Genomic DNA, 21,183 nt, shown 5'->3' on the forward strand with positions numbered 1-21,183 from the left:
CTCCTGCTCCAGGCCTTTGGCCTCACTATTTTCAGAAGTGGCAGCAAAAATACGGGCCTCGCTTATTTTTAGTTTCAATAACAAGATAAGCAGATGAATGCCCTCCATAAAATTCAAAAGCATTTCTAACATTTGCAAGCAAAACAAGCCCAAAATAGGCAGGCAAACGCTTGTCAGTAAGCAAAATCACAGATGAAAGCACAAAAGAAAGCCCACTCAATACAATACGCAGGGGAGAAAGCAGAAGGAACCCGTAGAGCAGGCCTGGCTTTCTGGTAAACTGGGTATCTGAAACAAACTGGATTCCATGGAGCAAGCCATGTCTACGACCCTGGCCCAATACACAGAGGCCCTGACTGAGAAACTCAAAACGGTAATTGCCGCCTTTAAAAAGAAAGAAAATGATCCCCAATTAGAAACCCTGTTTGCAAAATGGGAAAAACAACTGGCAGAAATGCAAGCCAGCGCAGCCGAAGGAGAAACCGTTTCAGTCGCATTGCTGGGGGGAACAGGCGCAGGCAAAAGCACCTTGATCAATACCTTGCTCGGCGAAGACTTATTGCCCACCCACAGTTTTCGCACCTGTACTTCGGCAGCGGTTGAAATCAGCTATGCTCCCACCAAGCTAATCGCCGTACAGTTGGAGTTTATCAGCCCAGAAAGTTGGGAAGCCGAAAAGCAAGCGTTTTTGGATGAAATCAAAGAATCCCGTGAGAGCGGTCAAAACCTGCTGGGTCAACAGGATTTTATCTACAAAGCCTGGAGCTTGTATAAACCCCAGGAAGGGCCGCCCCCACTGCCCTTTCCCTTGGACGAGATGATCCGCCTGCTTGAAAAACCCCTGCCTGAAAACCTGCAAAAATATCTCAACGAGGGCATTCATCTCAGTCGCTACCGCAGTGCTGAACAACTCAAGCAGGAACTCACAGCGATTCTTACCGCACAAGGGCAGATCTGGCCCTTGCTGAAACGGGTACAAATCAGGGGCCCCTTTGAAATTCTCAAAGGGGGGCTGCAATTGGTGGACTTACCAGGTTTAAATGATCCCAATCCCGCACGGGAACAGATTACACGGGCCTATCTTAAGCAGGCCGGGTTTATCTGGTTGGCCTTTAACCTGACCCGCGGGCTGACCCGCGATGTGATGGAATTGCTCAAAGACCGTGGCTTTCTGACCCAGGTGATCATGGACGGCACCCTCAGCGCACTGGCATTTATTGGCACCCGTGCGGATGAATTTATCCCTGAACTCGAAAAACAACAATTGGGCTTGCCCGCCGAAGCAAGTCTGGAACAAGTACTCAGTGCCAGACAGGAACAGATTCAAGCCCGGATTCGGGAACAACTGAGTGAATTGACCCTGTGGTTCAGCCACCGCTATCGGGTACAAAGCCAAATCGGCGACGTACTCCAGTTGATCGGCCAAACCCTTGAGCACTCACCTGTCTTTGTGGTTTCTGCGCTCGAAGAACAGCGCCTGCGGGGCTGGCGAGAAGGCCAGGGCTTGCTTGAAAATCAGGCGCAAACCGGAATCGCACCTTTGCAAAACTATATGGAAGAAATTGTCAGCAACCAAGGTTTGCAGGCGCGAAAAAAACTGATCCGCAGTCAATGCCAACAGATGAACCAGGAAATCAAACGGCTCTTGCAGGGCTTAAAAGGGCGCAAGAGCTTGCAAAGTGTCGCCGAAATTCACACACAGGGCCTTGAAAACGCCTTCGGGCAGGCCCGTCAGACCCTGGAGACCGGTTTGCAACAAATTCGTGAAAAATTAGAAAAACGCCAGGCCGAGGCAAAAACGATTCTACTGGGCCATTTTTCAAATTATCTGCAGGAAAGCAAACAGGAATTGCCAGAACTGATCAGCACCTGGGGCAGTCATTCCTGGCAAATTTTGCAAAGAACCGTGCGCAATCAAGGCTTTTACACCAGCCCCTCCACAGGCAGCCAACTGAATTTGCCCCAAGAACTTGGCGATTTTGTACTCGGCGGACTGGCCCCGGTCTGGAACGCCTATTTTATTCAGAATATTGAAACAGAGCCCGATCTTTTGCTCAATCAACTGCTCGAGCTGCTCAAACACTTTGCTGAAAGTTTTCAGAACCTGCCCCAAAGTGATGAAGCCCTGCTCACAGAAGTAAAACAAAGGCTGGCAGAAATCAACCGCTCCTGCTCAGAAATATTAAGTGAACAGGCGCTTCAGACAGGCCTGCGCTTGCAGGAAGATCTGAAACAAAGCCGAAGAAAACTCGCAGAACTGCTCTTAAATCAAACCGAAAAAGAGCTGAAAGCAGCCTGTGCTCTGGCCAAAGAACATACGGGAGCAGGGCTCAAGCAACAGATTTTGAGCACCCTGCAAAACCATCTGGAAGCAGGTTGGGAAAGCCTCGAACACGAATCCAATCAAGAAATCGCGAAGCAATTGGAGACGCTGACGCATCATTTGCAGCTCTATCTCGAGATCATGAGTGCCGTGCTGAGAGAAAATGCCCAGATGATCAGCACACTGCTGCCCAAGCAAGCGTGAAAATCCTGCATTTTGCCGATTTACATATCGGCGTGGAAAACTATGGCAAGATCAATGCCGAAACAGGTCTGAATACCAGACTTGAGGATTTTGTAAAATCCTTTGATCGCCTGATCGAAGACGCGATTCAGGAAAGCGTCGATCTCGTAATTTTTGCGGGAGACGCCTTTAAAATCAACGAACCCAGCAATACCCACCAGCGCCTTTTCGCAGAACGTATTCTCAAATTGGCCCGCCATGAAATTCCCGTTTTTCTCTTGATTGGCAACCACGATCAAACCAACCGCTATGGGGAATCCCATGCCTTGGATATTTATGCCACCCTGGATATCCCAGGGGTTTGGGTCAGTGGCCGCCCCCAGATTCAAACCCTTCCCACCCGTTCAGGCCCGCTGCAAATCGTCAGTTTGCCGCATATTTCCAAGAGCGCTTTGATGACCGTCGATGATTATGCCCGCAAAACCTTTACTGAGGTCGATCGCAGCCTGGTTCAACAGGTGGAGGAAATTCTCGATTATTTTAAAAACCAGCTCAATCCCGAAATCCCCGCCATTCTGGCAGCCCATGTGGGGGTGGAACAAGCCCGGATAGGCTCTGAACACAGCATGTCGATTGGCTATGGTTTTACGATCCCGCTGGGGCTCTTGACCCGCTCAGAATACAAATATGTGGCCTTGGGGCATATTCACAAACACCAAATCTTGAGTCAGGATCCGCCGGTAATCTATCCAGGCAGTGTCGACAGGGTAGATTTCGGCGAAGAAAAAGAAGAAAAAGGCTATATGCTGGTCGAAATTTTGCCTGAAAAGACAAATTATCGCTTTGTCGCCTTGCCCAGCCGCCGGTTTATCACGCTTGAAAAAAATCTGCTCGAAAGTGAAACCCCCACCGAAGATCTGCTCAAAGGCATTGAAAAAGCCCAGGTTCAGGATGCAATCGTGCGCGTGATCTATACAATTCAAACCCATCGCGCCGATGAAGTCAAAAGCCGCTTGCTCAAACAAGCCTTGGAACCAGCATTTCACGCCAGTATTCGCCCAATCCTAGAAGACCAGGATGAACGGATACGCATGCCCGATCTGGCTGAGACAGAACCGCTGCACCCGCTCAAAACGCTTGAGCTCTATCTGCAAAGACGCGAAGACCTTTCAGGCCTCCAGGAAGCACTGCTGGAACGCGCACAGGGCCTCTGGCAGGAGCTGGAAAAACGCGAAGGATGAAAAAATGGCCAGCAGGCATTGCCGAAATGCTGATTTCAACCTTCTTTTTTGCCCTGATGAATTTCTGCGTCAAAGGGCTGCCTGGCATTCCCACCCATGAAATGGTCTTTTTCAGGGCTCTGGGCGTTTTCACGCTTTCAGGGCTCTCACTCTGGAAACTGAAGATCTCCCCCTGGGGACAAAAAAAATCCTGGCTGCTGCTACGCGGGCTCTATGGCACCTTGGGGCTGAGCCTCTATTTCTGGACCCTGAAAAACATGCCCCTGGCATCAGCCGTCACGATCCAATACCTCTCTCCGATTTTTTCTACAGTGGTTGCGATCTGGTTGCTGAAAGAAGTGCCGCCTCGTCGTCAATGGCTGTTTTTTGGAATCTCGATTCTGGGGGTCATGCTGATCAAAGGTTTTGACACCCGGATTGCCTGGCTGCCCCTGGTGGCAGGCATTGGAGCGGCGATCTGTTCGGCTCTGGCCTATAACTATGTGCGCAAACTGCGGGGGTTGGATCACCCCCTGGTAACCGTCTTTTATTTTCCCCTGGTGACCTTGAGTTTGGTCAGCCCCTATACCCTGACCCATTGGGTCAGGCCCCACGGACAGGAATGGCTTTGGTTGGGACTGATCGGCATCTTCACGCATTTTGCCCAGTATTATCTGACCAAAGCCCTACAGGCTGAAAAAATGGCGATCATTTCACAACTGAACTATATCGGGGTGGCCTATGCCCTGGCCATGGGCTGGTTTTTCTTTCACGAGCAAATCCCGCCCTTGGCCATTCTCGGCCTGGGTCTGGTGATTGCAGGCGTGGTTTTGGGCAATACCCTGGGGCGCAAACAAGAAAATAAGAGCGCGCTAATGCACACACCCTCTGCGCAAAGCAAAGCATAGCCCCGAAGCGCAAAAGACTAGCAGCACAAACCCAGCATCGAAAAAAGGCTGTAAAAAAGGAACCCCAAGCCCCAAAACCCGTCTATAAAAAACATCCCCCAAGAGGTCAAAACATGAAACCGATTCTGCTTACACTGGCCTGCAGTCTGATGCTGGGCTGCAGTCTCGCCCCGATCACCCCCCCAAATCAGCCCAGTGAAACACCTCTGCCCATTAGCACGCCCAGCCTGCCTCCCGCAGATTTTTCTCCAGAAATCCCCCTAAAACTCACGCTCTTACCGGGTGAACAGCGGGTCTTGAATTTAAAAACAACTCCTGGCATCAAATACCTGCTGATCGTGGAAGCCGATGCCGCCAGCGGACAAAATCTGGATGCCAAGCTTGGGGATCTGTTTACAATCGACTATTTTGGCCCCAATTCAGATATTCAGAGCGAGAACCAGGCCCAAAACTTCCGAAATTTACCGGGCTTGTTTCACGATTTACAGTTTACGGGCATGGACTATGGCGCCTATTTGGCCCTTTCGCTCAAAAAAGAGGCAAAATTCCCGCTGCCCCTAAAACTGACACTGAAGTCTGAAACTCCAGCCCCCGCAGAACCCACTCCTGCCCCCGAAATCACGCCCACTCCCAGCCCCCTCCCGCCGCTGCAAATCAGCGCGGAAGCGCAGCAGGAGACACTGACCCTCTATTTTAATCAGGCCGTTGATTCAGAAAGTATCGAGCAGGCCTTGGCAGCTTACGGGCAAGCCCAATTACCGCTCAGTATCGAAAAGGGAGGGGCAGGCTATTTTGTGGAGGCCAAGGCCCGTAAAATATTTTCAAGTCAAGCATTTGAAAAGCGCTGGAACGCTCAGAAAACAGAGCTGCGCATCAACTTAAAAACAGAATTTCAATGGCCAACAGATCGTGACCCAGAACGTCAGCCCCACTACACGCTAAAATTTGACCAAATTCCTGAATTAAAAGACGCTCAGGGTTTCAAACGAAATTACCAGTTTCTTTCCCCTTTGGCCAGCAGCGATGGCCAAGGTCTTGAACTGAAACCTGTCTATAGCCCGCTCAAACCCCAATTTACCCACGGCAGAGCGAGTCTAAATTCAGACCTGGCTTTGCATTTCTCTCAGCCCGTGGCCTACAGAACGGCAGATCGAATCTTGGCAGGGGGCAGCAATGGCAACCCCCTACAGGCCCCTGTGGCGACGGGCAGCCTGACAAAACAGCAGGTGGCCCAAAACTATTCCCTCAGCCTGGAAAGGGGAGGGCTCACGCTCTTCGAGCATATCTCCTGGGCAGCCTTTGGCGGGAGTGTCGAATGGGGCACAAGCACGTCCGAACTGAAATTAAAAGGCCCAGTGCCCCTCAGCGAGGCCCTCAGCGGGGTTTACCCCCGAGGAGCCGAACTGGAAAGCTGGCCGGGGCCCTACAATACCGATGATGCCGATGCCAATGGTGAAAGCTTGAAACTCTCACTTGTGACCCGCTCTTGGCAGGAGGTGCCCTTGGGAGAGATCAACCTGAGAGAAAACCTGAAAACGGCAGGAGAAGTCGCCCAGGATTTGCAGGCCCAGTTGCGTGAAGCCTTGCTCAAATTGCCTGAACCCTATCCCCATGACAAAGCCAGTTTTACCTGCAAAGCAGACAGCCTGGGTGCGCTTCGGCTGAGCTTTGAGGATCCCCAGGGCCTCTTTCTGGGCTTTCGCTTTCTCAGCCACTTTAAAACCAGCTCCAGTCAGAGACTGCCGGATAAATGGAAAGATCTTGGCCAAGCCGAAACCCTGCCTGCAGGTATAAAACCCCCTCTCTGGCAGGCAGGGGATTTGCTGACCCTTGAGCTGGCCCCCACCTTGTTGGCCCCCGATGGCGATCCCTTTGAAGGCTTAAGTTTTTCGCTGCGAGTAGAATCCTGAGAACCAAAACTGCAAACAGAGAAAAAGCAGCGCGCCGCCCATATCCCAGCACAAATCCCAGGCCGTGCCTGTGCGCGAGGGGATCAGGCTTTGGTTCCATTCGTCCCAACTGGCCAGAGCCAGGGCAATCAGCAAAGCAAAGAAGATCTCCCGCGCTGAAGCCCGCTGACGAAAGGATGACTGTAGCGCGCCGAGCCAGCTCAGCGCCAGCAAGCCATAGGCCGTCACATGGCCAGCTTTCCTGAGCAGGGTATTCAAGCCCGCAAGGGTCTCGGCGCTGAAGCCAGGAAAAGCCCAGGCAAGCAAAAGATAAAGGAGGCCCCCCGTATTTTCCGCAGAAAAGGTCTGAGAAGAAGCCCAAGCGATCAATCCCGTCATGATCAAAGCAGGTAAAAGCGTCAGCAAACGTTTTTTCATGCAGGCAGCATACACTAAAAAATTTCTCAGGAAAAAGTCCTAAATTTTTGGTACGATGATTGAAATCGCATCTTCACAGGAGTCAGCCATGGAGCATCTGGCGCAACTTTCAGATCTAATCGGCATGAAAGGCCAATGGAACGCCGCAGGAACTGTCTTTAAGACCGATACCCTGAGCTACGGCTATCTCAGTCCAATCCAAAAGATTGAAGTGGAAGGCCAGGGGCTCTATATGATTTCGTGCCCGATCACCAATACCGAATGGTGGCATCAATTTATGCCTGTTTCGGGTTGCCCACGGCTGAAAGGCCAATGGATTGAAATCAAAGACCGCTTCGATCCCTTTTGCCGTGCTGCTCAATGTGATGAGGCCTGTGGCGCCGAAGATCAGTTCGTAGATCTCAGTGCCGGGCGCTTTCGCGTCGATGAAGATCGCGAATTTCTCAACCAACGTTTTCCCCGTTTGGGATTCTTTCTTGAAAGAGCAGAAAAACTGACGCAGGAAATTTCACGGCAAACGGGATGTGGGATTCTGCTCGATACCAGCAGCAGTGTACTGGATCTGCGCGCCCGGTTTATCGGCAGCGACGAGAATATCCAAAAATTTGCCCAGGCCTTTAAAGCACTGTATGCAGAAATCACACGCCTGCAGGGCAAAGTCAGTACCGCCTGGCTGCCCCAACCCGAAGATTATTCAGATGTAAAAATCAGCGAAGAGAGTGTCTTGGCAGAGGCCCGTTTTTACGCCTTGCAGGAAGCCGTTCGCCAGGAATCGCTGGATATGCTCAATTTTCTGGTTCAGAAAAAGGGAGGGCAGATCATTGAAAACGAATACTACCTGCCCGTTGAGCAGGTGACCTATACCCTCTTGAATAATAGAATTGAGGCCAGTCGCAGTGGCCTCTATATGGGAGCCGAAGGCTTCAAAAAAGGCGTTCAGGAATTGCAGCAGTTTTTTCAAACCACCCTGGGAGGCGGCCGCTGGTGAGCCCGCCCGTTCTCTTTCTCTGCTATGGCAAACCTGAAGATTTGCCAGAAAGCAAGCTCTTCAAAAATCTACTCAGTTTAAGCCGTCAAAACAAATTGCCCAGCCACTGGGCCTGCCTGCTGATGGGAGAAACCCCTCTGACGGGTGAGGAATGGAACCAAATCATAGCAGAAAAGCTCAGAGAAGAAGGTTTGGAATGGCAGGAAAACAGTCTCACTAAATTTGAATACTTTCAGGTGGCAGAACATTCCACGCAAGAACTCACCCAATTGCATGAATTGATTGCCCATCTCAATGTTCAACTCGATCTTCAGGGCAATTTTCTGTTTTATCCGCTGCAAGAGGATTTTTCAGAATTTTTGAGAATTATACACAGTCTGGGTCTTTCAAGACCCCCTGAAGTGCGCGGCTTTCGCAGAATTTTGCTGGAGATGCCCCTGCATTCAGATCTCGCAGGCTTGAAAAGCAAACAACGCGAATTGCATGACCTCTTTCGTGAAGAACAAATTTTCAGACGCAGCTATGGCCTCTGCCCCTATATCCTGAATGCCTTGATCAGCCTGCGCTTTTCCAATGGCATTTTTGAGCCGCTCTGGAACCGCCACCAGATCCAGGCAGTGGAAATCAGCTTGGGAGACCTTACCCCTGTTAACAGAGAGCAACCCTCTTTTATTGAAGAACGTCTCCCCGCCCTGCTTCAACTTTTATCCCTGATCGCCATGGACCCCCCCGTGCTGCGCGAGGAACAGGCCATTCGCAATGAAATGCTCAAGGTTTTACTTTCTTTAAGAAATCTCGACCCCTACGAAATTCCTGAGTTGGCCATGCTGGGGAGATTGAAATCAGAAAGTCTGCTCCAAGCAGACATTGAACCCCACGAATCCTATCTCGGCTTGCGCATCCATATCGACAATGGACGTTGGAACGAAACCCCCTTTTACCTGCGCAGCGCAGCAGGGGTTCCCCAGGATCGCCTGGATCTGGTTTTTCATTTTCATCCCGTCTCCAATCGGCTGTTTCAAGAAAGCGATCCCTTAGACGTTCAAAACACACTGGTGATCAGTTTTTTTCCAGAACTCAAATTGGAACTGAGCTTGGGAGTTCCCGCCGGTCAAAACACCACGGAATTGCAGGCGGTTCAACTGAACTGGAAAGATGAGGCGAATGCCAAAAGCATGCGCGCAGGGTTTGATGCCCTCTTGCTGGATTGTCTGGAAGGCAGACAGGAACTGTTTCTCAGAGCTGACGCAATTGAAAGCATTGAAGCTTGGATCAGCCCTTTAAAAAAAGCAAGAGAACAGAAGAAACTGCCCCGCTATCTTTACCGGGATTCAGAGTGGGGGCCGAGCGAAGCAGAATCTCTGTTTGAAGATTTACACGCCCAGTGGTGGGAACCTGAAAACTTCTGAAGCGCAAATTCCAACCCAAGGCAGAAAAATCAGGCCATTGGGCTCATCACCAGATTCTGATTCAAAGACTGATTGAGTTTATCTATCGCATCCATCAAGCTGCGCAGGGCATTTTTATCAATTTTCTGGGTTTCGAGAAGGCGTTGGGTCGTATCAAAGAAATTCAGGATCCTTTCAAACTGAGGCGGCACTTTCTCAATTTTATGTTTCGCATCTTCCAGATCCTGTTTGTCTTTTAATTCCTTACGCAGCATTTCTAATTCCATGCATCGTTTACGGATGAAGGTTTTCAAGACCGCCTGGGCCACATCCGCAGGATCATTTTGAAGGGCGTTCATCATCATTTCTTTTTCTTCTTCATTCATACCAAAAGCAGCCTGAAGCTCAGGAGCATGAAGATACGCCATCACCTGATAGGCGGCTTCTATCATCGCTTGAAGATCTTGCTGAGCTTGCCAGTCTTCGAGCCGCTGCTCTTCTTCCAATAGCTCCATGGCATTTTGATTTTCATACGCCCAAAATGGGGCTTCAGCTTGAGTATCGGTTGCTTTAAAAAACTGATCAAGGCCCTGACCTGCACTGCCAGAAGCTGCAGCCAGTGGAATTTGCCCCGTTTGCGTCGTTTCAGCCAGTGAAGGATTTTGGCTCAGCGCATCCAGACGCAAGGCCAATTGAATGGAAGTCACTTGATAGGCGGTAACCCCTTCAGCATTGGTAAAGGGGGTATAAATCTGAATCAAACTGCCACGACTGGCTTCATCCGCATATTTTTGTACGGTGACGGGTTGTTGAGGCCTGGATTGCGTAGCTGGGGTTTCATAGGCCGATGAAACTTGAATCTTGAGGTGTAAGTCGGTTGTGCTCAATGCCTGGGTTCCCACCAGGGAAGGCCCGGAAGCGAGCTGAGACTGTTTCTGACGGCGCATGGCGTCTGCTAAATATTCCAATTGCAGAAAGAAATTCACGAAATCCTGAAAAGCATACTGCACCATCTGCTTTTGCACAGGGCTCAAACTGGGAGAAGCCTGCCCCTCGGCACGCGCAAGCTCAACCTGTTGCAATAATTGTGATTCTAAACGAGAAATGGATAAAACACTCACGAATCAGCCTCCGCCAAAGAAGAATGAATGGGATTAGAATACGCTAGCACAGTACCCCTCCAAGTTTCAAGCTCTTAAAGGCAGGCCTTCACGCTGCCCAGAAGCAATGCGAATCAGGAGAGAATCTTTTCGTTTAGCGCATCAATCAACTGGCTCAAATTCTGCTTGCGGGTGGCCATCAATTCAAGCAAAATCAGGGCAGAGAGAATACCATCCCGCTCCATGATATGCCCTTGAAAGGCATAGCCCCCCAAGCCATCACTGGCCATCAAGGCCTGTTCCTGAACCATTTCAGCGGTAATATTGCGAAAATCTGTGGTAGTTGAATAGGTAATTGGCAATTTGTGAAATTCTGCAACCTTTTCAGCAAAATCATGCTGACGGGTAGGCTTGACAATGCCCCCATGCCATTCTTTCTCAGTGACCAAATAATCAATTAAAAGCGCAAACATTTGATCATGGGGAATCAAGGTGCCACAGATGCCAATGGCCTGCATATTGCAGCCATCGCCATCAATCGCAATGCCCACCCCCAGAGAAGCCCGTGTACTGACCACCACCTGACGCAATTCGTAAAGATTCTCATCACTCAAGACAGGCACCAAACTGCCAAAATCGGAATGGGGGCTGTTTTGAATTTCACGCAAAACCCCACCTGCTTCCCTGAAGATTTCGTGAAGGTAACCCGAGCTGATGCCATAGAGATAATCCACAGTGATATCGATCGGCAGAGAGGCAATCAGGCGTAAATCGACAAAGCGTTTGATTTGGCTGAAATAAGCGGGTTTGGGGTTGTGGAGGTTCTTTTCACCGGGATTGACGCTGTAATGCAGATAGCCAGGATTTTCGCTGAGGATCTGAATTTCTTGTTCAATGCCCTGGGTGGTGTCTTCACTGGCAATGGCCATATGGGAGGTAATAAATTTCACACCATTGTATTCAGCGGACTCATTGGCCCCGGTAATCATAATCGCGCCCGTACAGACCAAATCCTGAACCATCCAGCTGATAACCGGGGTAGGGGCTGCACGATCGCTGATATAGACATCCAGACCATTGTTGGTGACGACTTCTGCAGCCACTTGGGCAAAATGTTGCCCCATAAAGCGCGAATCACAGCCGATCACCAGTCGCGGCGGGAAATTATCAATATAGCTCTGTTGTTTGCGTACATGGTTACAAATGGCCTGCACCACCATACGCAGATTGGTAAAGGTAAATTGGTCTGCTACGACCGCCTGCCATCCATTGGCTTCAAAGCGTGGTTCCATGAGGTATTAAAGCTATTCTCCGCTTGAATTCATCGATGGGCGCGATCGGAGTAGGATCCGTCTGATTGAGCAAGGCCAGATAAACACTGACAAAATCACCCAGGCAGGTCAGATACAAAACTTTTTCCAAATGATTCTCGCCTTGGGCCTGAAGCACCGTTACCGAAGCAATATGGTCTGCCACCAGCTCCAAGGAGACGCGATCAAAATCTGCCACATCGGAATTTAGCGTAAGATAAACCAAAGCCTTTTGGCTATGATAGGCAGCACACATTGCCACCATCTCATTGTGATTGAGTTCCGGCAAATTCGAACAAACGGCAAGCCGCTTGGCATTTTCACTCCATTGGTTTTTCCAGCGTTGGGCAATAATACCCGTTTCTGGATCACTGCCCCAAAAAAGAACGTCGTGGCTACGCAGAGATTTTGCAAGTTTGAGGGGTTCTGGCTCTGGATTTTGTGGGCTGATCGCAAAAGCATGGGCCCAATCGGCAAGAGGCTCCAAACTCTTTGCAAGTTCCGCAGCCGAAAGTTTCAGACTGTCCAGCTGATAAAGACTCCCCAAGAGGGCAAAAAGCATATCAAAGAGTGCAGAGCGTGGTGGCAAGCCGCCTGCAATCGGAATACAGTGGATACCATTTTCGGAGGCAAATTGAGACAGGGCTCCCCCAGAAGAAAGCACGAGCAAATGCGCCCCCCGTGCCTTCGCGGCTTGCATACAGGCCAAAGTTTCTGCCGTGTTGCCTGAATAGGAGACCCCAATCACCAGGGTATGGGAATCCACCCAAGCCGGCAGTTTTGCGGATTTATTCACCCAAATGGGAAGCTTCGACTCAGTACAGAGCGCTTGAAGCAAATCCCCCGTACTGCCAGACCCCCCCATACCACAGACTAAAAGCTGATGAAACGTATCACTGGGGGCCTGAAGGGGGTGGTTCTGCCCCATTTGAAAATGCAAGCGGGCCCGTTCTGGAGCGGCTTTTACCAGTTCCAGCATGCCTGAAGGGTCAAATTGGGTCAGCTGCTGCAAATCGTCAAGCGTCGGGTTCATGAAAAGATTCCTTCAAATCAGTTTGATCAGGCCAGTTATATCCTTGCCCGTACAGTTTAGTCTATTTCTAAGGGTTCTGGTTTAAGAGCGGGACAAAATCCTCGCACCGTCAAGAAGAAAAAGACCACCGCCAAGAGGCGATGGTCTTTAGAAAATGAAAAGCCTAGGCGCGTTTACGCTCAAAGAGTTCTTTGGCGATAATCAAACGTTGAATTTGACTGGTGCCTTCGTAAATCTGGAAGATTTTGGCATCGCGCATCAATTTTTCAACAGGATATTCTTTGCTATAGCCATTTCCGCCGTGAATCTGAACAGCATCAGTGGCCACGCGCATCACGGTATCCGCTGCAAAGCATTTGGCAAAAGCTGCAAATTTGGTATTGCGCTCGCCTTGATCGATCATCCAGGCCGATCTCCAAACCAACATGCGAGCCGCTTCAATATCTTTCGCCATATCGGCAATCATAAAGCTGATGGCCTGGTGGCTGGCAATCGGCACCCCAAAGGTTTTGCGTTGGGAGGCATATTGAATCGATTCTTCCATCGCACGGCGGGCCACACCAACAGCACCTGCTGCGACCATGGGGCGAGAAAGGTCAAAGGCGGCCATGGCAATTTTAAAGCCCTGTCCTTCGCCACCGAGCAGATTTTTGGCAGGAACTTTCACGTTTTCAAAGGTAATCCCACGGGTATCAGAACAGCGCTGGCCCATGTTCATTTCTTTTTTACCGACTTGAATGCCTTCGCTGTCAGCTTCAACCAAAAATGCGGTCATGCCACGGGCACCGGCGCTTAAATCTGTAGAGGCCAAAACAAAATACCAATTGGCAACGCTGGCATTGGTAATCCACATTTTGGCACCATTGAGAATATATTCATCGCCCACTTTTTTGGCGGTCGTGCGAATGCTGGCGACGTCTGATCCCGCATCGGGTTCAGTCACACAATAGGCGGCAAGCAGAGGCGCTTCGGTCATACGCCCCAAAAAGCTTTTCTTCTGGTCTTCATTGGCAGCCACCAAAACGGGGCATTCTGCCAGCATATTGCCTTCCATTGCGGTCGAAATACCAGAACAACCATAGGCCAGTTCTTCAGAGACGATACTGCCATCCAGAACACTCAGGCCCAGGCCGCCGTATTCTTCGGGAATATGGTTGTTGATCAGTCCGGCATCCCAGGCTTTGTTGATGATTTCGCGGGGATATTCAGCGGTTTCATCGTGATAAGCGGCTTTGGGGATGATTTCTTTTTGGGTGAAATCGCGGGCCAGTTTCTGATACTCTTTTTGTTCATCAGAAAGAGAAAAATCGATCATAGCGAGCTCCTTGCGGGGGTAATAGGTTGATCAAACGGCATTATAACACGGTGCATACAAGTGAAGGAGTGCTGGCCAAGATTTATTCAAGCGATTGCTAAAAAGCACGCTAGCGCTCATTGCAAATCTTTGCTGATCTTCTCAACCAGGCCATCATTGTCTTCATAGCCACTGTTGTTCAATACAATCGTGAGAAAATCTTCACTGATCTGATAACTGATCAGGGTGCGAAAACCGGCCCAGGAACCATTGTGCCAGACCAAATCGCCCTCTTCATCAATCACCCAGCCATAGCCATAATCGGTTGTTTTCCCATTGTTCAGCTGTCCAGGTTGAAACAGCATTTTCAGGCCAGCCTTGGAAATCAATTTTCCCTGAAACAGAGCCTCCTGCCATTTGCGCAGATCCAAAGCTGAGCTGTAGATGCCACCATCGCCAACAACACCATCCATCCAGGTGAGATCATCACCAACCAGTTGATTGCGCTGATAGGCCATGCCCTTGACCAGGGGCTTGGATTTGCCCGGTTGGTAGACAAAACTGTCCTGCATGCCGGCTGGGGTAAAAACGTGTGCTTTAAGATAATCTGCAAAGCTCTGTTTGGAGACAGCTTCAACCAACGAAGCCAAGAAAGCATAGCCTGTATTGCTGTAATCATACTTGCTATTGGGCTTAAACGCGAGCGCTGGCTTGTGTTTGCGGAATAAATTTAAGATATCTGCATTGGTGAGTAACTGATCAGTATCCCACTCTTCTTCTGCCAGTTCGATATAATCAGGAAGCCCTGAACGGTGGCCCAACAAGTGATCCACGGTGATTTCAGGATAGGGCAGCTTCAAGTATTTCTGAATTTTATCTTCATAACGAAGTTTGCCAGCTTCCACCAATTGGGCAATGGCCAAGGCCGTAAACTGTTTTGAAACTGAAGCCAGATTAAAAGCCGAGTTCATTTCCAGCTTTTTCTGACTGCGAATATCGCAATAACCTTGTGCAGCCTGAAAGACAACCTTTCCTTCTTTGACCATTAATACCGTTCCATGAAATTTTGGAGCCTTGGAAAGCTGCTCAAGGGAAGATTTTTGCGCAGCCCTTGCAGCAAAATCCGGGATAAAAACGGGGCTGAAGGCAGCGAATATCAAGGCGGCCCCTAAAGCGCCCTGTCTGGCCATGTTCTTCAATTTCAAAATTAAATGCCTGCTTTAACTCTATGGATGGGACAGTAAGAAAAACACAGACAGTATATCTAAAAAAAGGAAATTGGAAAACTGGGCAGAGAAAAGCTCAGAAGGTCTTAAGCACTCTGATTCAAAGATCCGACCGCTCTTTTGATGCCATTCAGGCTCAAATCTTCCATCTGGATCAAACTGCGAATCGTATTCAAAGTCCAGGAACCATAGGTTTGATCCCAGCTCTCCTTGGGCAAGGGGTTCAACCAAACCAGATGGGGAAAGCGTTTTTTAAAGCGGTTTAACCAGACCAGGCTGGGTTCAGACGTTTCATCTTCAAAATACAGACTGCCATAGGGAGAGACCAATTCACCGGGGCCCATGCTGGCATCCCCCACAAAAATCACCCGTGTTTCTGGAGACGCCTGCAAAAGCTTCTCTGTTTCAATGCGTTCCTGATGACGCGCATCTTTGAAAACGCTTTGGTAAATCGTATTGTGAAAATAATAGATTTTCAGACTCTTGAAGCGATCCTTGAGTTTTTCAAACACCAAGCGGGTCAGATCAATATGGGGAAGCATCGACATGCCCCCATTGTCGATCAAGAGCATAACGGTGATTTTATCCTTCAAATCGCGTTGAAAAACCAGTTCAATTTCACCGCCATTTTTGGCTGTGGCTTGAATCGAGCGCTCGATATCCAATTCAGTATGGGCACCCGAGGGTTTGAGTTGCTTCAGCGAAGCCAAAGCCTGGCGAATATTGCTGCCTTTCAAGGCATTCGAAGAGGCATAGTCGATAAAATTTCGTTGTCCAATCGCTTTGATAGCCGAACGGTTGCCGCCCGGCCCATGTACGCGCACCCCAGGCTGGGCCATGCCCGAGTGCCCAAAGGGAGAACTGCCCCCTGTTCCCACCCAACGATTGCCGCCATCATGTCGTTCCAATTGGGCTTTCAAGGTTTCCCAGAACTTGCGAATCAACTCTTCCTGGCTCAATTTCCAGACCGGGCCCGTGATTTCATTTTGGGCAATGGCATTTTTCAACCAGGCCTTGAACTGCGGGGTAGAGAGCAGGGCGGGGTCCCCTTCTGCAAGATTGGGAATATCAATATCCAAAAAATAGAAGGCAAAGGCGCGTTCAAAGGCATCCAGATGCTCTGCCTTTTTGACAACCGTCAGTTTTAAAAAGACAAACAGACTGTCTAAATTCTTAACCAGCCCTCTTTCCAACCCGCTTTGAAATTCAAGAATATACTGCAAACTGATGGGCACGCCATAGCGCGGCAAGAGCTGAAAAAAGGCGATAAACAGGGGATCTGCTTCCATCACGGCTTACCAGGAACGCTGCTGTCGATGGGGGCCTTTGCGGTAGGCCAAAATATCTTCAGTGCGCTTGAGCAAAGCCCCCAGAAAGGGCAGCTGATCGGGTACCAATACTTGGGTTTGAGTTCTTTGCAATGCTTCGAGCCAATCCAAAAGTTCACTGGTGGCAGGGGCTTTTTCAAAGCCCCTGGCCCGCAATTCATAAAAAATATTCAAAGCCGCGTCTACCAAGCCAGAATCCGGGGATTCAAAATGCAATTTGATAATCTCAAGCATTTCTTCCCGGCTGGGAAAGGCCAGATGGTGACAAAAACAACGCCGCAGAAAGGGATCTGACAGCTCGCGCTTGGCATTGGAGGTGATGATGATCAACGGGTTCTGCTTGGCCTGAATGATCTGGTTGACCTCCCGAATGGTGAATTGTTTTTCATCGAGCACATCGAGCAGATTGTCCTGCACATCGGTTTCTGTTTTATCGATCTCATCCAAGAGCAATACCACCCGCTCTTCACTGCGAAAGGCACGCCCAATCGGGCCCCAGATAATATAATCAAAGAATTCATTCACATTGCGCTCCGTCTCACCGGTGCCAAAACGGGCATCGTTCAAACGCAAGACCGTATCCTGCACATAACAGGCCTCTTCGCCTTTGATCGTCGATTTGGCTCTTAAAATTTCAAGCGGCATCTTCAATGCGCGGCTGATCTCAAAGGCCAACTGGGTTTTGCCCGTGCCGGGTTCCCCGGTCAGCAAGAGAGGCTTGTCCATTTGCATGGCCATATTCACAATCATTTTCAATTCAGGGGTTAAATAATATTTATCTGAGCCTGTAAATTCCATGCTTTGTTTCACTGCCTTTCAGAGCAAACTTAAAGATTGTTTTCAAACCAGCTGATACTGCGCTGCCAACAAAGATCCCAGTCTTCTTCGCGCATAAAATGCCCCGATTCAGGATATTCGAAATAGGCAAGGCGTTCAGGGGCCTGGGCATAATAGGTCTGAAGGGCCTGATGAAAATCCCGGGCAAACTGCGCGGGAACCGCTTGATCCTGGCCTGCATTCTGAGAGAGCAAAGCGCACGGGAAAAAGCGTTCAGGCCGGTGAGCCGGACTCTCTGCAGGGCTTTCTCGCCAATAAGGAGAGCCCAAAATCACAGAAACGGCTTTCAGACGGGGTTCGGCTAAAATGGCGGCATAGGCAATATAGCCCCCCATCGACACACCCACCAAGCCCAATTTTTCTGGTTGAATCCAGCCTTCAGCCAGATAGGCATCGATCAAGTGAGGCAATTCAGCCGCAGTGGCCCGAACAGCGGCTATCAATTCACTGCCAAAATCAGGATTCTCACCCGAAAACCGCGCCTCAAAATCAGCATAGCGCCGCGCGCCATGGCCCCTATTGTCAATACCAATCGCCAAAAATCCATGTGCAGCCAAACTTTCAAGCTCTTTCAGGCTTTGTTCTTTGGCTGACCCCAAACCATGGTAAAAAAAGACGGCCCCTTTATGGCTGGCCTGTTCACGATCTTCGGCATAAACCCAAAGGGCAGGCGCAATCTGATCACAAACTTCATGTACGATTCCCATCAGATTCTTGCCTTTCTGCTTTCAGAGGGTTGGCCGCAGGTACAATCCAGTCAGCCAATACTGCTCATTATAGTAGAATCAGAGCGAAAACGCCCGGTTCAGACTTCGGGTTTCACAGCCCGCGTGGCATAGTAACAGGGCGCATTGTAAGCGTGTAAATGCCCAGAGCCATTGGTATCATGGAAGATATCCGTCAATCTGAAACCTGCCCGCAATTGCCCGCCCAGTTGCTCTTCTATCGTATGCGAGAACTGAATGCCCCAATCCTTTTCAAGTGACTCCTGATAAAGTTCAGGATCCTGAAGCGGATTAAAGGGCAGCTTTCTTACCACTTTTTCTTCTGCTTCATCAAAGAGATAATTGAAGCCATTGTCCAAACCTGCCAGCAAAACCCCGCCGGGCTTGAGCACGCGGAAACATTCTTGCCAGATCGACTCGACTTCCTGAACATAGCAATTGGAGACCGGATGAAAGATCAAGTCAAAGCTCTGATCTGCAAAGGGAAAGGGCTGGGTCATATCTGCCCGCAGGGTGGTAACGGAATAGCCTTCGCGTTCGGCAACTTCCTTTTCACGGGCCAATTGCTGCTCTGAATAATCCAGAACCGTACATTCGGCTCCCAAGGCAGAGAAAATCGGGATTTGCTGCCCTCCCCCTGAGGCCAGCCCCAAAATTTTACAGCCCTGAAACGCTAAAAACCAGGCTTTGGGAACCGCTTTGGTGGGCGTCAGAACCACCGACCAATCCCCGGCTTTGGCGCGGGCAAAGGTCTCAGAATCAATCGGCAGACTCCATTCCCAGCCTGAACCGACCCATTGATCAATCACTTCTGAATTGATTTGTGTATAGTGCATCTTCTTTTTCCTTGAGGGTTTGAAATTAGGGGCGTATTTGGGGGCCACTTTGTTCCCGCTTCTGAAGAGATTAAAGATCCAGGTACCAGATCAAAAGAGCAGGCAAAACCCACGGTCTATCAAGCTGGGTTTTGCACTTGGCCAATCAGGGTATAATGAAAAAAATCCACAATGATAGGTAAACCCCCTTGAAAGTCAGAATCCCCTTCCTTTCAGGCATACTTTGCGCCTTGCTGAGCAGCGCAACCCTGCCGGTGCAGGCCCGTGAAGCCAGTTATTCAGATGTCTTCAAACTCAACCCCAACGCCAGTTATATTATGGTTTTCGCTTTTCCCTCTGCTGCCTGGTTGGATTGGTCTAACCCCAGCAGACTGGCACGCACCACGCTTCAAAGCCAAATTGCAAAAAAAATCTATGGCTACCCCAGTTCAATAGGACATGCCCAAATCGCCTGGTCGTGCCAACAAGCGGATGGCAGCCAGCAGGAAGGCGCAGCGGGTCAAACCGGACAAGACAATGGACAAGGGGTCTCCACCCTGCTTCAAGGCTGGGGCATGAGCCTGCTTGAACTTGTCTATGATGACGGCCATCTTGAGTCTGCCCAGGAAGTCGAAGAGCGGATTCAAAGCGGTGCCAAAGCCCAGCAATTTTCTTGGATTGGTTTTCAGGTCAAACCCGAACAGTGTCAAAAACTTGCAAATTTCGTCAAGGCCTATGATCAATCGGGGGCAGCCATCAACTATGGTTTTCCTGTTGAACCGCTCAAGATGGAAGGCGCGGGCTGTACCAGTTTTGCCAATGCCGCTGTCGAAACAGCAGGTATTCCCTTTCCCTTGCGCAAGTTCTGGACCCGCCACTATGATGTGCCTTTAATAAAAATGGGTCGCCAAACCAAACTTCCAGCCCATACCAAGCTGGTCCCCAATGCCCGTCTGCCCCAAGAAAACCGTTCAGTGCCACTGACAGAATTTCTCTGGGGAAATGTGACTTGGGCGCAAGCGGGTGAAAGCTCCATTCCGTTTACTTACTATGATCCTGAACTGTTTTACGAGAATTTTCTGCATCTTGAAAATGTCTACCGCAAAAGTTTAGGCCTGCAACCCAAGCCCCCGATTCGCACCGAGGGCTATGATGAATTTCAATTGCCACTTAAAAATGCAAGCGAAGCATGGATCGAAGGCTTGCTCAAAAAAGGCACGGCGATGAAATTGGGCTTTATCCATCAAACCTCTGGTCTGATTGTAGATCTAAGCCACGAGCCTTGAAGCCCAGCCAATCGAGAGGGGCTTTGCCCTTCTATTCAGTGTAGACTTCCAGTTGGTAACCCGTATATTTTCTCAGATTGATCACCCCTTCTGAAAAAATCAGGTATTGCCCTTTGATGCCTCTTAGCTCCCCGGCAACCTGGGGGTCTTTGTCCAAATTGAAAGAGCTGACTTTTTGGGGGTATTCAAGTACCGGATAGTCGATATTCACGCTTTCAGCTGCCTCTAAAAATTGAACGGCATCGGATTCCTGGGTTTGTACAAAGCTTTTGAATTCATTTTCAAGCTGATTGAAAAGTTGATCTCGCGCTTGTGCCAAATCCAACGCTTCGACTTCATTTTTCAACATTTTACGCCAATTGGTTTTATCTGAAACCTGTGTTTTAAACAGCACTTCAGCCAGGCCCGAGAGATAGCGGCTTGAAACCCGCAGAATAGGTAAGGCCTGCACCGCACCCTGATCAATCCAGCGCGTGGGCACTTGGCTGGTGCGGGTAATTCCCACCTTGATACCTGAAGCATTTGCCAAATAAACATAATGATCAATCATGCAATGGCTTTGACCCCACTCAGGTTCGCGGCAGGTACCCTGGGCAAAATGACATTTTTCTGGGCTCATAATACAGCTGTCACATTGGGCAAGGGTGGTCATGCAGGGATAACAATAACCCTGGCTGAAACTTTTTGAAGTGGCGCGACCACAGTGTTGGCAAAATATTTTTCCTGTAAAAACCAGGCGGATCTGCTGCCCCAAAAGGGCATTCATATCCACAAGCTGCTCTCCCACAGGCAAATGGTAATGAACGGGGGTCTCCAGCTTTGCTTTCATTTTGGATATGGAACCAGTCGCAATCAAGGGCATGTAAGTTTCCTTTTCAGATGATTGAATCTT

19 protein-coding genes are annotated in these 21,183 nt (G+C 49.6%); 7 read left to right on the plus strand and 12 right to left on the minus strand.

Translation table 11 applies throughout. From position 1 onward, the window contains the following. Positions 1–31 precede the first annotated feature (31 nt). Positions 32–316: a hypothetical protein gene (locus tag COW20_10940; GenBank protein ID PIW48043.1), complete on the minus strand. Its 285-nt coding sequence runs from the start codon at positions 314–316 to the stop codon at positions 32–34. Between COW20_10940 and COW20_10945 the strand changes: the two genes are divergently transcribed. The 4 genes from COW20_10945 to COW20_10960 all read left to right on the plus strand — a co-directional run bounded on the left by COW20_10945 (position 308) and on the right by COW20_10960 (position 6,544). Then, on the plus strand, positions 308–2,527 hold the full coding sequence (locus COW20_10945; GenBank protein PIW48044.1) for a hypothetical protein: 2,220 nt from the start codon (positions 308–310) through the stop codon (positions 2,525–2,527). The genes COW20_10940 and COW20_10945 overlap by 9 nt on opposite strands. Further along, positions 2,296–3,747, plus strand: coding sequence for a hypothetical protein (locus COW20_10950; GenBank protein PIW48045.1), 1,452 nt, complete (start codon positions 2,296–2,298; stop codon positions 3,745–3,747). The genes COW20_10945 and COW20_10950 overlap by 232 nt, the downstream gene beginning before the upstream one ends. After that, on the plus strand, positions 3,744–4,634 hold the full coding sequence (locus COW20_10955; GenBank protein PIW48046.1) for an EamA family transporter: 891 nt from the start codon (positions 3,744–3,746) through the stop codon (positions 4,632–4,634). The genes COW20_10950 and COW20_10955 overlap by 4 nt, the downstream gene beginning before the upstream one ends. 113 nt (positions 4,635–4,747) lie before the next feature. Then, a complete protein-coding gene (locus tag COW20_10960; GenBank protein ID PIW48047.1) occupies positions 4,748–6,544 on the plus strand; it encodes a hypothetical protein in 1,797 nt (598 codons plus the stop codon). Here COW20_10960 and COW20_10965 read toward each other — a convergent pair. Then, positions 6,515–6,976 carry a hypothetical protein gene (locus tag COW20_10965; protein PIW48048.1) on the minus strand — a complete coding sequence of 154 codons (462 nt, stop codon included), beginning with the start codon at positions 6,974–6,976 and terminating at the stop codon, positions 6,515–6,517. The genes COW20_10960 and COW20_10965 overlap by 30 nt on opposite strands. Before the next feature lie 73 nt (positions 6,977–7,049). On the opposite strand from COW20_10965, the gene COW20_10970 reads away from it, so the two are divergent. Continuing rightward, positions 7,050–7,949: a hypothetical protein gene (locus tag COW20_10970; protein PIW48049.1), complete on the plus strand. Its 900-nt coding sequence runs from the start codon at positions 7,050–7,052 to the stop codon at positions 7,947–7,949. After that, positions 7,946–9,358: a hypothetical protein gene (locus COW20_10975; protein ID PIW48050.1), complete on the plus strand. Its 1,413-nt coding sequence runs from the start codon at positions 7,946–7,948 to the stop codon at positions 9,356–9,358. The genes COW20_10970 and COW20_10975 overlap by 4 nt, the downstream gene beginning before the upstream one ends. A gap of 29 nt (positions 9,359–9,387) precedes the next feature. Here COW20_10975 and COW20_10980 read toward each other — a convergent pair whose 3' ends face one another. The 9 genes from COW20_10980 to COW20_11020 form a co-directional block, all read right to left on the minus strand. Then, positions 9,388–10,458: a hypothetical protein gene (locus COW20_10980; protein PIW48051.1), complete on the minus strand. Its 1,071-nt coding sequence runs from the start codon at positions 10,456–10,458 to the stop codon at positions 9,388–9,390. Positions 10,459–10,571: 113 nt separating this feature from the next. Beyond that, the gene (locus COW20_10985) at positions 10,572–11,729 is read right to left on the minus strand and encodes a hypothetical protein (protein PIW48052.1); all 1,158 of its coding nucleotides are present in this window, start codon (positions 11,727–11,729) and stop codon (positions 10,572–10,574) included. After that, positions 11,713–12,780, minus strand: coding sequence for a hypothetical protein (locus tag COW20_10990; GenBank protein ID PIW48053.1), 1,068 nt, complete (start codon positions 12,778–12,780; stop codon positions 11,713–11,715). The genes COW20_10985 and COW20_10990 overlap by 17 nt, the downstream gene beginning before the upstream one ends. A 163-nt stretch (positions 12,781–12,943) precedes the next feature. After that, positions 12,944–14,095, minus strand: a complete 1,152-nt coding sequence (locus COW20_10995; GenBank protein ID PIW48054.1) for an acyl-CoA dehydrogenase — start codon at positions 14,093–14,095, stop codon at positions 12,944–12,946. Between the two features lie 116 nt (positions 14,096–14,211). Further along, a complete protein-coding gene (locus COW20_11000) occupies positions 14,212–15,264 on the minus strand; it encodes a penicillin-binding protein (protein PIW48055.1) in 1,053 nt (350 codons plus the stop codon). A gap of 122 nt (positions 15,265–15,386) precedes the next feature. Next, positions 15,387–16,589, minus strand: a complete 1,203-nt coding sequence (locus COW20_11005) for a hypothetical protein (protein ID PIW48056.1) — start codon at positions 16,587–16,589, stop codon at positions 15,387–15,389. 6 nt (positions 16,590–16,595) lie between these two features. Continuing rightward, entirely contained in the window at positions 16,596–17,426 is an 831-nt protein-coding gene (locus COW20_11010) for a MoxR family ATPase (GenBank protein PIW48057.1), read from the minus strand. Positions 17,427–17,455: 29 nt separating this feature from the next. Further along, positions 17,456–18,172 (minus strand): hypothetical protein, encoded by a 717-nt coding sequence (locus COW20_11015; GenBank protein PIW48058.1) that lies wholly within the window; start codon positions 18,170–18,172, stop codon positions 17,456–17,458. A gap of 98 nt (positions 18,173–18,270) precedes the next feature. After that, complete coding sequence (locus COW20_11020; protein PIW48059.1) at positions 18,271–19,026, minus strand: SAM-dependent methyltransferase; 756 nt, start codon at positions 19,024–19,026, stop codon at positions 18,271–18,273. 230 nt (positions 19,027–19,256) lie between these two features. Between COW20_11020 and COW20_11025 the strand changes: the two genes are divergently transcribed. After that, a complete protein-coding gene (locus COW20_11025; GenBank protein PIW48060.1) occupies positions 19,257–20,291 on the plus strand; it encodes a hypothetical protein in 1,035 nt (344 codons plus the stop codon). 31 nt (positions 20,292–20,322) lie between these two features. On the opposite strand, the gene COW20_11030 is transcribed toward COW20_11025, so the two are convergent. After that, the gene (locus COW20_11030; protein ID PIW48061.1) at positions 20,323–21,153 is read right to left on the minus strand and encodes a DUF2797 domain-containing protein; all 831 of its coding nucleotides are present in this window, start codon (positions 21,151–21,153) and stop codon (positions 20,323–20,325) included. Positions 21,154–21,183: the final 30 nt, after the last annotated feature.

This window comes from bacterium (Candidatus Blackallbacteria) CG13_big_fil_rev_8_21_14_2_50_49_14, assembly GCA_002783405.1.
Lineage (GTDB): Bacteria > Cyanobacteriota > Sericytochromatia > UBA7694 > UBA7694.

Coding starts and splice junctions, on each gene's coding strand:
- COW20_11020 (PIW48059.1), bottom strand. CDS start 19,026: ATGCACTATACACAAATCAATTCAGAAGTGATTGATCAATGGGTCGGT.
- COW20_10945 (PIW48044.1), top strand. CDS start 308: ATGGAGCAAGCCATGTCTACGACCCTGGCCCAATACACAGAGGCCCTG.
- COW20_11005 (PIW48056.1), bottom strand. CDS start 16,589: ATGGAAGCAGATCCCCTGTTTATCGCCTTTTTTCAGCTCTTGCCGCGC.
- COW20_11010 (PIW48057.1), bottom strand. CDS start 17,426: ATGGAATTTACAGGCTCAGATAAATATTATTTAACCCCTGAATTGAAA.
- COW20_11015 (PIW48058.1), bottom strand. CDS start 18,172: ATGGGAATCGTACATGAAGTTTGTGATCAGATTGCGCCTGCCCTTTGG.
- COW20_11000 (PIW48055.1), bottom strand. CDS start 15,264: ATGGCCAGACAGGGCGCTTTAGGGGCCGCCTTGATATTCGCTGCCTTC.
- COW20_10955 (PIW48046.1), top strand. CDS start 3,744: ATGAAAAAATGGCCAGCAGGCATTGCCGAAATGCTGATTTCAACCTTC.
- COW20_11030 (PIW48061.1), bottom strand. CDS start 21,153: ATGCCCTTGATTGCGACTGGTTCCATATCCAAAATGAAAGCAAAGCTG.
- COW20_10960 (PIW48047.1), top strand. CDS start 4,748: ATGAAACCGATTCTGCTTACACTGGCCTGCAGTCTGATGCTGGGCTGC.
- COW20_10985 (PIW48052.1), bottom strand. CDS start 11,729: ATGGAACCACGCTTTGAAGCCAATGGATGGCAGGCGGTCGTAGCAGAC.
- COW20_10990 (PIW48053.1), bottom strand. CDS start 12,780: ATGAACCCGACGCTTGACGATTTGCAGCAGCTGACCCAATTTGACCCT.
- COW20_10995 (PIW48054.1), bottom strand. CDS start 14,095: ATGATCGATTTTTCTCTTTCTGATGAACAAAAAGAGTATCAGAAACTG.
- COW20_10970 (PIW48049.1), top strand. CDS start 7,050: ATGGAGCATCTGGCGCAACTTTCAGATCTAATCGGCATGAAAGGCCAA.